Origin of the sequence: uncultured Ruminococcus sp. (assembly GCF_946415235.1) — a bacterium.
GTDB lineage: Bacteria > Bacillota > Clostridia > Oscillospirales > Ruminococcaceae > Ruminococcus.
Genome location: NZ_CAMKRR010000001.1, coordinates 75,887 through 90,193 on the forward strand (window position 1 = coordinate 75,887; position 14,307 = coordinate 90,193).

A 14,307-nucleotide genomic window follows, 5' to 3' on the forward strand; every position below is an offset into this window, starting at 1 on the left:
ATTCGCTGTATTGCGGGGAGCGTATTTTGGTAATGGTTTGATTATCAATAAAAAATAAAATTATGGGAGAAATAATAATGATTAAAATGTTAGTAACAGGCGCTTGCGGAGTTACATCAAGATCTGTAGTGCGTTCTTTGAACAAGAGTGAGTTCTTTAAAAACAAAATCGAATTTATAGGAACAGATATATGTAATCTGAAATATGCTCCTTATGAGGGACTTTACAAGAGGGTATACTATGTTCCTCCTTTCAACTCGCCTGATTATCGCGGTATCATGCAGCGTATAATTGACGAGAACGAGATAGAATGTGCTATAGTTATCCCCGAGCCCGAGGCTCTTTACTGGTCAAAAAATCCTTTTGATGTAAAGTTTATGAGGATACCTCCTGTTTTCGGCGAAGAGGTCATAAGCAAGAAGAGACTCTACGAGAACCTTACGGGTACAGGTCTTACTCCTAAGTTCCAGGTCCTCAGCAATGATGAGCTCCTCAATGCTCCCGATAAGATCAAGCTTGAATACCCCATGTGGATACGCGATTATTCAGAGGGTACAACATCGGGCAAGGGCGCATACCTTGCTCATGACTACAAACACCTTTGTGCATGGGTAGAGATAAACGAAAATATTGATACATTTATGCTTGCCGAGTTCCTGCCGGGACGCAATCTTGCCTGCTTCCTTTCTTATAATAAAGGCGAGCTGGTACAGTACGGCGTTGCAGAGAGAGTCGATTACCTTATGGGCAAGGTAGCCGTATCGGGAATAACAGGAAATACCTCTTACGGAAGACTTCTCAATGATAAGAACGTGTTTGATATATCACTTAAGGGCGTCAACAAGATACTCGAAAAGACAGGCGAGGAAATGAACGGTCTTGTTGTTGTGGATCTTAAGGAGGATGCCGACGGAAAACCGATGATAACAGAGATAAATCTGCGCCATGTTGCTTTCACATCGACTTTTGCAAATGCCGGTCTCAATTTCTCGGAAGCACAGCTTCTATGTATGCTCGGAAGAGAAAACGAAATACCTGTAAAGGGCACTAAGGTATTTCCCGAGAATAACGCAATGCTGCGTGATGTTGATGGACTTCCGATCTATATTGAGAATTTCCGTATGCCCAAGATCGGCGATGCTTTTCAGGTAGACTGATAAAGCTGAACTGAAACAACTGTTAATAATACGTCCGAATGAGGTTTTTGACTCCGTTCGGACGTTGCTTTGTTAAAGCTACAGAAGGATATGATATATGCATGAAATGTCATATCCACAGCTTTGCATTTAAAAGTATAAAATTAATCCTGTATTACAATTTGTTGAATATTCAGCTGATGGCATAGAGTTCTGTGTTTGCTGATGTTATATCAGAATCACGGATTTATGCGAAAAACTCGGGGGTTTATATTAATTTTTTTATATTTCTTCATTGAATTTTAAAAAAATATATATTACATACTGTTGACATTCGCAGAGTTTTGTGATATAATCAATGCAAATGTTGGATCATCATGCAAGGATATCAACAAATTATAAAAACATTTAAAGGAGTGGATGAGAAAATGAAACTGAAAAAATTCACAGCAGCATTATTGTCTGTGGCTATGCTCTTCTGCATTCTTCCCTCGGAATGCCTTGAGTCACGCGTACAGGCAGAAGGTAAGATCACTTATAAGATCGCAACATACGGAAAGAATCCGAGCGCTGACTGCGGCTGCATACTGGAACCGGATGTTCCGGGTACATACCCCGCAGCTATTTTCCAACACGGAGACCTTTCCTATTCCGTTGTAGCAGCAAATGTAAGAGATGCAATGACTGACTGGGTAAATAAAGGACTTATAGAGCCGATGATAGTCGTTACACCTTATGTTATCCAGAACGGCGGCTATAACAGCCATGAGGACTTTACCAAGTATCAGCTTCCAAAAGTAGTTGAAAGAATGGAAGACGGTACTTTTGAGAAGCTTATCAGCAGTAAGATCGACAAATCCAAGAAGTTTGCCCTTGCAGGCTGGTCACTGGGCGGTGCCGTTACTGCCTACGGCGGAAGCAAGTACAGGGAGAAGTTCCCTTACCTCGGAATAATCAGTCCTTCACCTTTCGGTCTGTATCCCGGAAGCGTTTGGAAGAGCTGGATGCTCAATGACGACGATACAAAGGATTATAAGTTCAATACAGACGATGATCGCTTCTTCTTTATGGCAGCAGGTGAGCAGGAGCCCGATTATATCTCGGTAAGAGATGTATACTATACCGAATTCGGTGAAAAAGAAAATGCTACAAAGCTGACATGGAAGAGCGGTACTCATTCATGGGAATATTTCGGAAAGAGCCTTTTCTACTTCGTTTATATGCTGCAGCATGACGGCAAGGAGCCGACTGATGATGAGTTAGCTCTTGCATTCGGTAAAGCACCTGAAAGAACCGTAGTAAGACCGGGTGATGTTGTGACTAAACCTGAATTAACAGGTACAGTTAAGTTCGGTGGCCAGGAAAAATGCGGTTTCTCACTTAAAGCTAATGTAAGCAACAGCAACGCTGCAAATTCAACTCCGACAGCAAATTATCGTATACCTTATTCTTATCACTGGTTCAGAGACGATAAAGAGATCGCTTATCAGAGAGAAGATCACTATATCCTTACAGCTGAAGATGTCGGCCATAAGATCACCTGCAATGTTAGCAGCAGCATAGGAAAATATTCGGGAGTTATCTCTGCAACTACAGGTCTTATACAGAAAGCTGATGGTCCTGCAGCTCCTACGGGACTTACGGCAGTTAACTGCACAAACGGACAGGCTAACGGCGCTATAAAGAATGTTACTACCGCAATGGAGTATAAGAATGTTAATGCTTCAGGCTATACTTCGTGTAAGAGTACGGAAATAACAGGTCTTGCAAAGGGTACTTATTACGTAAGATTTAAGGAGACCGACACAAATAAGAGCGGTGCACCTGCAACGCTCAATATCACTGATAACGGCGGCACTTCTGTAGTGACTACAACAGCAAAGACTACTACAACGACTACAGCTTCAAAAACGACCACAAAGACTACAACTACAACAGCTAAGCCTACTACAACTACAACAAAAAAGACTACGACTACAACAAAGGCTACTACTACGACCAAGCCTACAACAACTACCACGAAGGCAACTACCACGAAGGCAACTACCACAACAATGAAGGCTACAACTACAACAACTTCTGCAACTACCACAAAGCTTGAAAAGACTATCCCGGGAGATACAAACCTGGATACAAATGTAGATATGGCTGATGCTGTACTCATTATGCAGTGCCTTGCAAATCCTAATAAATACGGTGTGAACGGAACAGCAAGCACCCATATCACACCACAGGGACTTGCTAACGCAGATGTTGAAGCAGGCGACGGTGTTACACCTAAGGATGCTCTTAAAATAGGTGATTATCTTGCAAAGAAGATCCCGGCATTTGATGAGTGATCGGAGAAGTATATAAATACTGCTCGGGGAAGAAGCTTCCTTAAGAAAGCTTCTTCCCCATAACTTTTTATTGAGGGTCTGAATCGCATTTTTTAGCTGATAACATAGCAATTAACGGGTTGACTTGCTGCTGATGCTGTGATATAATCATTCAGTAAAAAATTATGAAAAGAGAGAAAACATGAAAAAAAGAATCATTATGTCAATTATGGGAGTCATGATCGGTGCTGTCAGCGTCGCTGTTTTCAAAATGGCTGCTTTCGGAGTAGATCCCTTTCAGTCCTTCATGAGCGGTATAAGCAAGCTCATACCTATCAGCTTCGGTACTCTGTATGTCATTGTCAACGCAGTCCTGCTGACGTTCAGTCTGATATTTGACAGGCATTACATCGGTATCGCAACATTTATCAATCTCTTCCTTTTAGGCTATGTAACGGAGTACTCCTACAAGCTGCTGAGATGGATGATACCCGAACCCTCCATGCCGCTGCGGGTTGTGTTCCTGATAGCGGGAATAGTTATCATATGCATCGGTTCTTCGCTGTACATAACCGCTGATCTCGGAGTTTCGACTTATGATGCGGTAGCGCTGATAATGGCCAGCAAGTGGAAGATCGGCAAATTCAAGTTCATACGTATATGTACGGATGTGTGCTGTGTAGTGCTCGGTTCGGTGATGTTCATAGCAGGCGGCGGTAAATTAAGTGAGATACCGACTATTGCAGGCATCGGTACGATAATAACAGCATTTTTTATGGGACCGCTTATCGAGTTTTTCAGCGAACATTTTGCAAGGAAGCTTCTGAATGATAAGGAAGAAAAAAGCAGTACATAAATAAAAAGTGACCGAAGTCACGGTCACTTGCATTGAAACGCAGCCCCGAGGCAGTTCATCATACTGCTTCGGGGCTTTTCACATTTTTTTACCTTTGATTTTCGTCGAGCTGAGTAGCTGCGCCTATGAATACAGGTACATTGTTCTTATCAACGATCATGTATATGAAAGGTCTGTCAAGGGTGATATATATTTTTTCCTTCTGAGGAGGTGCAGCGTTGCCCATCATCATTACATATGTAACGGCAGCTGCCTTTGTGCCCTTCTCGGTCACTTCTATCCTTGTCTTGTGGAACACGTCGCCGATATAAAGCGGACCGTTTACGGATTCGCTTATTTTTGTAAAGTCAGCATTTGATGTGAATGCCTCGCTCATGCCCATATCACTGAGGATATCCTTTAGGGACTTCGAGTAATTATACCTGAATTTCGGTATCATTACGTTAAGCTCGATAGTATCTGGGTCAACATATTCTTTGAGACCTTCTGCTAGCTTTTCACCGTCAAGCTCCCTGACATACTCAACTATGTCCTTATCCCTGGGAAGTATTCCCACAAAGCTGTAATCGCCGCCTGCGTACGGCTTCTTGAAAGCGTCTGCGTCGCCGAGGTCAAAGTACATGGTCTCTACGCTGTCCATTCTCTGTATCTTATGAACATTGCCGTCAAGGTCGGTGAATTCTCCGTCATCGCTGTATTTGTAAGGCTTTTGCCACTCAGCCTCAAAATAAATGGTATTGATAAGCATCATCAGGTCTTCGGGCTTGAAAGCGCCCGGACTGAGAAGTGTGGGTATCATGCCTTTTGTATTTTTATCCACCCAGCCGTTGACGTCGTTTACGGTGCTGTCGTCAAATGCAGTCTTGTATACAGCTGAATCGTAGTACTTCCTGTCTGCTTCAAGGAAGTCCTTTTTCACATCAAATGCGGGATCGTTCTTTATCCATATCGAGTTGGCAACATAGATCTTTTCCTTTTGTTCGTCGGGGAGATGTGCCATATAATATGCCATATACTCGTTTATATCTTCCAGTGAAAGCCCGTTTCCGAGAACCTTTTCCATTTCATCCCTTGTATTGCCGTCGGCTCCGTTTGCAGTCATTGCAAGTGCAGTTGAGACCGAAAGGGGAGATATGAGCAGATTTTCCTCACCGTTCTTTGTAGGGTCAAAGCATTTTTTCAGCAGCTCAACTCCGAACTTCATTTCTGCCTTTGCAAAAGCTTCATCGGTCGCTTTGCCTTCTTCTGCAAGAACATCTAAGGTATTGTCAAGTCTTACGCTTCCGATATCAGCGTTTCCGTAGAAAGTATCAGCGGCGCCGAGGAGATAATCTGTCACTCTTGCAAGGTCGTCGGCATCTATCTCATCATTCTTGTTTATGTCGGCGTTGAGGAACATATCATTTGTGAGCTCCTTATCCGAATTGTCCGCAAGGTACTTTCTGTAGGCGATAAGGTCGAATGAATCGACAACTCCGTCGTCGTTGATGTCGCCGTAGAAATGAACGCTGGGTGACTTGACATAAACTATTTCATCTATCAGATATTCACGTTCCCTGCTTGAGAAATTTTCATCGACTTCATTCTCTGCTTCGCGGAGCGACTGATACTCTCTCGGACATCTTATTTTCAGAGTAACGATGGTACCCTCGCTTAATTCGTCTATCATTGCTTTGTTTCTTTCAATTTTCTTCTTTTCTGCGGCGTCGGCTCCATCGTCAGCTGTTAGCGGTACGACTAAATGCAGTATCCGTGACGGATACCATGTGGAATATACGCCGCCGACCTTTGGAATAGCTTCAATGCGGAATTCTCCGTCAAAATCGTAAGCATTGTATATACATATGTTCTTCAGCTCATACTCATACGTTTGCTGCTGTGTTGTCTGAGCACTTGCGCTGAATATGTCAGGGCTGCTCTTTGGAAGATAGCCTGCGGTGCCGAAAGCGAGCGCAAGACTCATGATGCCTGCTGTGATCTTAGTAATTTTTTTCATGTTTCCCATAATACATTACTCCTCTCGTTTTTTAGTGAAGTCATGAGTTAAATCCCATATTTTCAGTATATCACCCTGTTTTTTGACTGTCAATCCAAAGCAGACAGCTGAGCTCAAAAACGGCATTAAGACTAATTTGTGCAGAATTTTTATGTGATAATGCATAAAATGATATTATAATTTTCATAATTAAAAACGCTGTATTTTAACAAAAAATGCATTTGTTAAAAGATTACTATGCAACAGAAAAGCTCCGCGGATACGGAGCTTTTCTAAGTCTGTTCTGTTACTCAAATGAGGAGATCATGTGGAGAAGATACTGCTGTATACGCAGTGCGTCGCCTGTGGTAAGTCCCTTGCTGCCCGTATCGACATCGGCGTTTGCGTATCCCTGCTGTGTCAAAGCGTCCTTGTCAGTGCCGCCTATACCGTATTTGTTAGGATTTGCAAGTGCCTGCATTATCAGCACGGCGTCAGACATATCTATCTCACCGTCACAGTTTGCGTCACCGGGATTTGTCGGCTGTGGTGAGGCTGTTGCTGTTACGGTAGGCAGAGGATAGCTTTCAAGCTCGCGGATAATGATATAATTAATGTTTATAGCCTTATCCTGTGAAACGATATCGAGTTTCAGCTTGCCCTGACTGTTCGGAGACGCTTCAGCCTTTGAAACTGTTTTTCCGTCAGTGATGCAGTCCTTCATGATACACTCAGCATTGTCTGTATCATAGTTCGTATATACAGACGGAGATGCCGAGCAGTTCCATGGGTCGCTGAAGCACATCTCAACGGAATACTTTCCCGGACGGAGAGTGAAAAGATAAGAGATGCGGCGATCAATATTGTTTTCGTACTGATTTTTGGTATAGCGGAAGGTCGCTGTTTTGTCCCTGCCGTCTGCGGTATTGTATTCATCGCACCATGTATTCGCAGTGTAAAGTCCTGAGCTCTTTGAACTGCCGCTGTACTGATCTGTGGGATCGTCCACAAGTCCCCATTCAGCGCCCGTTACTTCGTCATAGCCGTATATCTGTTCGGTCACGCTGTTGTAACAGCCGAGCTTGTCCGAACCTGTTACGGTATAAGGATCGTGGTCGCCGCAGTCAACGAAGTAGGCTATGCTGCTGTCGTACTGATAGAGAGGTCTTGCAGCTGTCATGTAGATGAAATCGCATACCTTTGCGGAGTCCTCGTCGTTGTCCGATGAGAAGCCGACTGTTACAACATCATATTCGCTGCCGTCAGAAGTTATGTGCTCCGAATATTTCTCAATAATATCGGGCGGGAGCATGATATTGACAGCGTAAACATCTTCCGTACCTGTATAGTTAAGAGTATTGCTGTAAAGGATGGTATCTCCGACAGTTATGCGTATAGTCTTATTATTGTCGGACTTGCGGAACTTTACGGTAAGATAATTGTAGTCAGCTTCCTTGTCTATTGCCATGCGGTATGTGAAATAGCCGCCGCTTTTTGCGTAACGGTAGGTGCTGTCGTCGGTCACGCCCTGAGTATTTGACTCCTGCATATTGTGAAGATCATCATTTTCATACTGTCCGTAGCCTGGCTGAACGGTATCGGTAACTGTCTTTTCGCAGCGAGGCGGACGTTCGACGGAAGTATTGTCACTGCTGAAATTCCAGTAGATGCCGTACCTCTGCTCATACTGCCTGTAATGAGGTGAGAAGGTAAGGGACTGATCCGTATCCTTGAGTGTGAACTTCATGGATGAGCCGTCTCTCACAAGATGCTTGTCTATGTTCGCCATGAATGTGCTTACGGACGATCTGTTGTCCGATATATGTATGGTCTCGGACGGAGTTACCTTGTCCTTGGGGATAGTTACCCACATTCCCGTGGAGCTTGTAACCATATTCTGCCTGCCGAGCTCCGCACTGAGGACTACAGGACCGTATTTGAAGCCGTATACGTTTTTGTTGTCGGGGAGGGGATATGCTTTGACAGCTTCGGGTATGGTAAGCTCTATGACGTCTCCTGTTTTGAAGTCGCCCGTTACCTGAGCATAGCCGTTTACGGTCTTGTAGGAGTAATCCTCGCCGCCGACCTTTACCTTCATTTTTCCTGCTGTCCAGTCGGGGATACGGAAGCGGAACTCTGCCGCGCCGCTGCCGTTGATGGTGAATTTTGCCGTATCCGATTCGGGAATGGAGCTCTCCTGTGTTATCTTCATGTTCCTGTCTGCCCAGTTGAGTACCGAGCTCTGATACATATTGACGTAAAGCGTGTCATCGCTGTGCATATATAGGGTATCTCCAAGCTTTGTGAAGCTCTCCATACCGCTTCCCGTACAGCACCAGAAGTGGTCAAACTCGGAGCTGTATACCTTGAAATATCCCGTTGCCATCGGCTGGAAGTAGGTGGTCATTCCCGTTTCGGGATTCTGCGAGGAAAGAATGGAGTTATAGTAAGTATTCTCGTAGAAGTCCATATATTTGCTGTCGCCTGTTATCCTGAAAAGCTCGCGGCTTAGCTTAAGCATATTGTAGGAGTTGCAGGTCTCGCAGTTGCAGTTTGTGCGCTCCTTGTCAAGGACATCGTCCATGCCGAAGTGTTCCCATTCGCTGTTGCCGCCTGTTATGTAGGTATGATGAGTTACCACCATATCCCAGAAAGCCTCCGCGTATTGCAGATAGCGTGAAGCATCGACCTTTTCGCCGTTCACGGTCTTGCCGTCGAGAGCGATATAGCGCTTCAGAGCACCGAGAAATTTAGGGATAGTTGTATTGGCGTGTTTGTTGTTGAGTACATTTGCGCCGCCCTTGAGCACAGCCTCATGAAGATTGGTCTCATCGAAATAGTGAGCTGCCGCTGCGTGTTCGTCCTTGCCTGTTATCATGTAAAGGTCGTATAGGCAGTCGTTCATGCCGCCGTATTCAATGGAAAGGACGGTATTATGCTTTCTGCTGTCCCATGTTCTGCATCGGCTGTATACCCAGTCTCCGAGAGCCGAGCCCAGTTCCTTTGCGGGCTCATAGCCTGTGGCATTGTAGATGTCAACTATTCCCGCAATGAGCTTGTGCATGGTATACCACGGTACCCACGCTTCGTTGATGATGTTTGATTTGCCTGCTTCGATATTGTCGAACTGCACCTCAACACTTGTTCCGTTTGGATGAGCAGCTGCCCATACAAAGCCTGCCTTTCCCTTTGAGTTCTTCTGACACTCGCGCAGTCCGTCCACAAGGGCATACATCTTCGAGCTTATCTCCTTGCGCTGTGAGTCGTTCAGCTCGGAGTGAAGATAAGCCTGTGCAAGCGCTGTGAGGTAGTGTCCTACGGCGTGGCCTGCGATATTTGTGTTTTCCCAGCCGCCGTAGCGCTTTGCGCCTTTGGTGCTGAGTCCTGCATTTTCGCGGAAGCCTGAAAGAAGTCTGTCATTGTCAAATGAGAGAAGATATTTCAGCTCCTTTTCAAATGCGTTCGTGCAGTATCCGTCAGTCATCGTGACGTCTGCAAGGCTGAAGCTCATGATGTCGGTATTATCCGCTGCTGAAGCTCCGAGAGCGGGAAAGCTTGCCGTAGTACAAGCCATAACAGCGGATAATCCAAATGATGTCAGACGAGACATGAATTTTGGTCTCATATGGATTCCTCCTTAAATTTTAATATCCAATAATATTCTATATTATATTTTCCCTTACAGCAACCCATAAAATAACGCAAAAGGTTGAAAATATTACGGAACATATCCTATAGTGCAGAAACCGATACATTTTCCGAGGGTTGAACTTGTCGTGTCCGCTGCTGTAACCTCGGCGTACAAAATATCATAATATATAACGTGCGGAGGCCGTCTGCACACGTTCTCCGCGCAGGAAAGGAGGACACATCAATGAAACTCGATCTTTTTGACGATATGGAAGGTCTGTTTTTCCGTGAGCGTGAAAGCTCTGCCAACACGGCGGATATGAGACCTTATTTGCAGAATAACGGGAACGGCGGAGTTTCACGCTTTCCCGAAAAAACTCCTCTCGCTATGGCGTATGTGCCATTTCAGCAGTGGGGAGAGACCTACGGCGATGATGAGGCTCTGAGCAGGGGAACACTTTTCCCCGAGCTTGATCTTCCGTTTTCGGGAGGAGGCGACAGCAGATGAATGAGCAGAAAACACTTCTCGGCAAGATAAAAAAGTATGATTTTACTCTCAAGGAGCTTGATCTGTATCTTGACACTCACCCCAACTGCCGCCGTGCGCTTGCCATGTTCCGAAAGTACAGAGATCTTCGCAGCAAGGCTCTTGATGAATATACAAGGAAATTCGGTCCGCTCACTCCCGAGCAGGTCATAAGTGATGAACGCTGGACATGGGTCGATGATCCGTGGCCGTGGGAAAGGAGATAAATTATGTGGCAATATGAGAAAAAATTACAGTATCCTGTTAATATAAAAACTCCGAACGCCAAGCTTGCAAAGATAATCATATCACAGCTCGGAGGTCCTGACGGCGAGCTTTCAGCTTCGCTGCGCTATCTCAATCAGCGTTACGCAATGCCCTACGGCGAAGTGAAGGGACTCCTTACCGATATCGGAACTGAGGAATCCGCACATTAATGATGTAAATGATAACTATAATAGTTCAATATCCAGTGTGAAGGGGACATTTTTCCATTTGCCTCGGATATCAGTTTCCCTGTGATATGTTATATCTTTAATCACACAGCGGAGCAGGTGGTTCTTATCTGCTACACTTACGGTATCATCTTCCAGGGCTCGAACTGCTTTCATGAGAGCGATATATCTCTGCTTATAGTCGACCTCTTGTACTTCCTCTGACTTAGACTTCTCAATAGCTTCAAGGAGCTCGGAGCGCCTTTGAGCTAAAGCTGCATTACGCTTTGTGAAGATTTCTGAAGTATATACTCCTTGCTCAAGGAATTCGTAAAGGCGTTCCTGCTGTGTTTCTAAAGAATTAAGTTCTTTTTCAAGAGCAGCGGCTACGGCCTTATGCACTCCCGAGGGCTTTTGTGGCTTGTCGATAAGTTCTTTTATATCAGCTGCAAAGCCTTTTAAAGCCTTGATAACTTCGTCAACAACTTCCTGATATATCGCCGACCTATTATTGCAGTATTTTTGATTTGTGCATAAAAGGCGATCTTCGCAGCGTGGCTGAGGACGGTATGTCATGGCCCTGCCGCAAGTGCAGTGCATGATACCTGCGAAAGCGTTGTTAAGTTTCATCTTAGGCTTCGTCTTCGGCAGTTTCCCAAAGCGTTCCTGCGCTGCATCGAAAACTTCCTCTGATATGATAGCCTCGTGCTTGCCTTCTACGAGTATCCAGTCTTCGGTCTTAGCGTGTGGGCGTGACGTGACAAGCTCTCCGTCTTCGTACTTCTTGACGTTCTTTCGCCAGTTCCACCGTATCTTTCCAATATAGACGGGATTTCTCAGCATATCCCTGATGCTTGCCGAACTCCACAGCTCCGACTTCCTCGGCTTGATATGCATCTCGTTCAGCTTATGTGCTATCGTCGTAGTGCCTACGTTTCCTGTAGTCCACAGCTCGAACATCAGGCGCACCACATCAGCTTCACCGTTAGGAGCAAGTGTGAAAGTCTTTCCGTCCTTTATCTTGTCGTAGCCGTAAGGAGAGCCGCTGCCGATATAGTTTCCTGCCTGCACAGACGCGATCCTGCCGCGCATCATGATCTCCTTGACATACTCGAGGTAGTCGTTTCCGCGCATGAGCTCCATTTCAAAGAACTTCCTGTCGAACTTATCCGCAAGGTCATACGTCTTTGTCGGTGTGATAATAAGCGTCTCGGTATAGCGGAAAGCTCTGATAACAGTACCGCAGTCTGACAGATCGCCACGGCTCAGACGCTGGGGCTCGATAACAAGTACACCCGTGATATCCTCGGCCTGAATACGGTCGAGGACTTTTTTCATTTCAGGGCGGTCCTGAATAGTTTCACCCGAGACGATCTCACGGTATATCAGCTCCTCGGGGATAGTTCCGCCGAGCTTGGCAGCCGCATAGTCCTGAATCATCTTATAGTGCTTGGCAAGGACTTCCTCGACAGTCTCGTGCTCTCCGTCGGCTCGGGACTTGCGGAGATAAACAAGATACTTCGACATAAGCTTCTCCTTTCTATAGATATCCCCTGCACGGAGCAGGGGATTATTTTATTATTCTTCTTTTTTCTGTTCTTTTTCTTTCAGCTCAACAAGTTTTCTGATATTTGATGATATTTCATCGCACTTTGCTGATATATGTGTAACTGAAATGATAAGAATTATTGCAATAATTGCCACAAGTACAAGAGCGATTATCATTGGCTTATCCATAATTGACCTCCTTAGCTTTCAAGCATTTCGTAAAATACATTTTCGGGGATGATAGCAATGTCATTCCCTTTTAACATAAGGCTTTCCGCTTTTTTCTGCTTGGTACTTTTTCCGTCCTTTATAGTCTTGCAGTAGTCATTGTTACCAAGGATAAGAAAATTAGTATCCTTGGTGACGTTGTCACCGACGATCCCACCTATATCAACTACAGCCTGCATAGCTTCGCGGCGCGTCATTTTTTCAAGCGTGCCTGTAAACACGCAGGTCATTCCAAAAAGAATGTGAGTGACGTCAAACGAGGAGTTCTGCGCTGAAATATCGCTTGCTTTTAGTCCCTTATAGCCAAAAGCCTTTTTAAAATCTTCAATGCTACCGTATTTATCAATGGCGACTTCACGCAATTTTTCAAACACTGCCTTTGTTGCAATACAGTCATGAGAAGCTCGATGTTCTTTATCAGCTATGATACCGAATAGCTTACGCATATCTTTCAGCCTGTGATGTTTTTCATCAGGAAAAAGCTTACGTGCAATTCGCATACAGTCTATATAATCATTATTCATTTCCTGTCCGAAGTATCTTTTCAAATCTTCCTGTATGAAATTGATGTCAAACTTAACATTATATCCAACTATCATATCATCACCAAGAAAATCGAGAAAAGCCTTGACAGCCTCCTGCGGAGCAGGTGCATCAATAAGCATGGCGTCCGTAATGCCTGTAAGCTCAGTAATGAATTCAGGGAGTTCTTCGTCGAGCTTTACGAAAGTCTCAAAAGTATCGATTATTTCTCCGTTTCGGACTTTTAAAGCTCCAATTTCAATCATAGAGTCCCACTCGACCGAAAAACCTGTAGTTTCGGTGTCGAGCATGACATACTCTGACGGGAAGTCAATAATACTGTTTACCATAAGCATATCCCCCTTTGAATGAATTATAAAATTTCTTTATCGAAATGTATCCAAAGAGCCTTTTTGACGAGTTCCTCAGGTACATCGAAATACTCTGCAAGCTGCCATATCTCGACAAGCCCGAGCTCGAAAGCTCGGAGCATATCATCTTTTGGCAAAAGATTTTCGCAAGCCCACTTGTCAGCTGAGTATTCGTGCTTGCTTATCAGATCAAGCTTACTGTGTCGATTATAGAAAGCTCCCCTAACGCAATGACCTATCTCATGAGCGAGCTTGCGTTTTTCCTCAGCTACGCTATGGATAAGACTATAATCGAGACCAATAAAGCAATTGAGATCGCTGTCCATTACGGAGACAGAATGAGTCTTCGGGAGAGCTGCGGAATATATATCGATATTCTCGCTTGCGGCGATATCATACAGCTCCTCAATTCTCATTTCTTGTCCTTCTGCTCCTTTATGTATTTTGCAAATCGCTTTACCTCGTCATACATTTCGTCGGTGACTCCTTCAGAGCCGTCGAACAGAGCAAATTTTATATCATCATCTGACGGAACAGGTGATTGAACTGCTTTATTATCATCATTATCATTTCCCATTAGTACAGCAGTTGTAGTATTTAGAGCTTTGGCGAATTTTATTACCATAGATTGAGAAACATCGCGTTCTCCAGACTCTATTTTTGCTATAGTTGAACGCGATTTATATCCAACAGCATGAGCAAGTTCGTCCTGTGTCATGCCTTTTTCATTACGGATTTTATTAATTCTTTCACCGAATGTCAA

Annotated in this window: 12 protein-coding genes and 1 pseudogene; 6 read left to right on the forward strand and 7 right to left on the reverse strand. The window is 44.5% G+C overall.

Annotated elements, in window-relative coordinates; translation table 11 throughout:
• Positions 1–77: 77 nt before the first annotated feature.
• The 3 genes from Q0R37_RS00325 (at position 78) to Q0R37_RS00335 (ending at position 4,310) form a co-directional block, all read left to right on the forward strand.
• Positions 78–1,157: a hypothetical protein gene (locus Q0R37_RS00325; RefSeq protein WP_294749924.1), complete on the forward strand. Its 1,080-nt coding sequence runs from the start codon at positions 78–80 to the stop codon at positions 1,155–1,157.
• 407 nt (positions 1,158–1,564) lie between these two features.
• Positions 1,565–3,475, forward strand: a complete 1,911-nt coding sequence (locus tag Q0R37_RS00330; RefSeq protein ID WP_294749926.1) for an alpha/beta hydrolase-fold protein — start codon at positions 1,565–1,567, stop codon at positions 3,473–3,475.
• Between the two features lie 181 nt (positions 3,476–3,656).
• Positions 3,657–4,310 carry a hypothetical protein gene (locus Q0R37_RS00335; protein ID WP_294749928.1) on the forward strand — a complete coding sequence of 218 codons (654 nt, stop codon included), beginning with the start codon at positions 3,657–3,659 and terminating at the stop codon, positions 4,308–4,310.
• Between the two features lie 88 nt (positions 4,311–4,398).
• Here the strand turns inward: Q0R37_RS00335 and Q0R37_RS00340 are convergent, their stop codons facing one another.
• Together Q0R37_RS00340 and Q0R37_RS00345 are read right to left on the reverse strand one after the other, a co-directional pair.
• Positions 4,399–6,315 carry a serpin family protein gene (locus Q0R37_RS00340; RefSeq protein WP_294749930.1) on the reverse strand — a complete coding sequence of 639 codons (1,917 nt, stop codon included), beginning with the start codon at positions 6,313–6,315 and terminating at the stop codon, positions 4,399–4,401.
• A gap of 277 nt (positions 6,316–6,592) precedes the next feature.
• On the reverse strand, positions 6,593–9,910 hold the full coding sequence (locus tag Q0R37_RS00345) for a beta-L-arabinofuranosidase domain-containing protein (RefSeq protein WP_294749932.1): 3,318 nt from the start codon (positions 9,908–9,910) through the stop codon (positions 6,593–6,595).
• Between the two features lie 249 nt (positions 9,911–10,159).
• On the opposite strand from Q0R37_RS00345, the gene Q0R37_RS00350 reads away from it, so the two are divergent.
• From Q0R37_RS00350 to Q0R37_RS00360, 3 genes and pseudogenes are all read left to right on the forward strand, one after another.
• Positions 10,160–10,423 (forward strand): spore coat associated protein CotJA, encoded by a 264-nt coding sequence (locus Q0R37_RS00350; RefSeq protein ID WP_294749934.1) that lies wholly within the window; start codon positions 10,160–10,162, stop codon positions 10,421–10,423.
• A complete protein-coding gene (locus Q0R37_RS00355) occupies positions 10,420–10,668 on the forward strand; it encodes a spore coat protein CotJB (RefSeq protein WP_294749936.1) in 249 nt (82 codons plus the stop codon). The genes Q0R37_RS00350 and Q0R37_RS00355 overlap by 4 nt, the downstream gene beginning before the upstream one ends.
• A gap of 3 nt (positions 10,669–10,671) precedes the next feature.
• Positions 10,672–10,875 (forward strand): annotated as a pseudogene (locus tag Q0R37_RS00360) (manganese catalase family protein); the annotation flags it as partial.
• An 18-nt stretch (positions 10,876–10,893) separates the two neighbouring features.
• Here Q0R37_RS00360 and Q0R37_RS00365 read toward each other — a convergent pair.
• The 5 genes from Q0R37_RS00365 to Q0R37_RS00385 are packed head-to-tail and all read right to left on the reverse strand — an operon-like array spanning position 10,894 to position 14,307.
• A complete protein-coding gene (locus Q0R37_RS00365) occupies positions 10,894–12,402 on the reverse strand; it encodes a recombinase family protein (RefSeq protein ID WP_294749939.1) in 1,509 nt (502 codons plus the stop codon).
• Positions 12,403–12,453: 51 nt separating this feature from the next.
• On the reverse strand, positions 12,454–12,612 hold the full coding sequence (locus Q0R37_RS00370; protein WP_294749941.1) for a hypothetical protein: 159 nt from the start codon (positions 12,610–12,612) through the stop codon (positions 12,454–12,456).
• Positions 12,613–12,623: 11 nt separating this feature from the next.
• Entirely contained in the window at positions 12,624–13,523 is a 900-nt protein-coding gene (locus Q0R37_RS00375; protein WP_294749943.1) for an exonuclease domain-containing protein, read from the reverse strand.
• Positions 13,524–13,546: 23 nt separating this feature from the next.
• Entirely contained in the window at positions 13,547–13,960 is a 414-nt protein-coding gene (locus Q0R37_RS00380) for an ImmA/IrrE family metallo-endopeptidase (RefSeq protein WP_294749945.1), read from the reverse strand.
• Complete coding sequence (locus Q0R37_RS00385) at positions 13,957–14,307, reverse strand: helix-turn-helix transcriptional regulator (RefSeq protein ID WP_294749946.1); 351 nt, start codon at positions 14,305–14,307, stop codon at positions 13,957–13,959. Before Q0R37_RS00385 ends, Q0R37_RS00380 begins: the two co-directional genes overlap by 4 nt.

Coding starts and splice junctions, on each gene's coding strand:
- Q0R37_RS00325 (WP_294749924.1), top strand. CDS start 78: ATGATTAAAATGTTAGTAACAGGCGCTTGCGGAGTTACATCAAGATCT.
- Q0R37_RS00330 (WP_294749926.1), top strand. CDS start 1,565: ATGAAACTGAAAAAATTCACAGCAGCATTATTGTCTGTGGCTATGCTC.
- Q0R37_RS00335 (WP_294749928.1), top strand. CDS start 3,657: ATGAAAAAAAGAATCATTATGTCAATTATGGGAGTCATGATCGGTGCT.
- Q0R37_RS00340 (WP_294749930.1), bottom strand. CDS start 6,315: ATGGGAAACATGAAAAAAATTACTAAGATCACAGCAGGCATCATGAGT.
- Q0R37_RS00345 (WP_294749932.1), bottom strand. CDS start 9,910: ATGAGACCAAAATTCATGTCTCGTCTGACATCATTTGGATTATCCGCT.
- Q0R37_RS00350 (WP_294749934.1), top strand. CDS start 10,160: ATGAAACTCGATCTTTTTGACGATATGGAAGGTCTGTTTTTCCGTGAG.
- Q0R37_RS00355 (WP_294749936.1), top strand. CDS start 10,420: ATGAATGAGCAGAAAACACTTCTCGGCAAGATAAAAAAGTATGATTTT.
- Q0R37_RS00365 (WP_294749939.1), bottom strand. CDS start 12,402: ATGTCGAAGTATCTTGTTTATCTCCGCAAGTCCCGAGCCGACGGAGAG.
- Q0R37_RS00370 (WP_294749941.1), bottom strand. CDS start 12,612: ATGGATAAGCCAATGATAATCGCTCTTGTACTTGTGGCAATTATTGCA.
- Q0R37_RS00375 (WP_294749943.1), bottom strand. CDS start 13,523: ATGGTAAACAGTATTATTGACTTCCCGTCAGAGTATGTCATGCTCGAC.
- Q0R37_RS00380 (WP_294749945.1), bottom strand. CDS start 13,960: ATGAGAATTGAGGAGCTGTATGATATCGCCGCAAGCGAGAATATCGAT.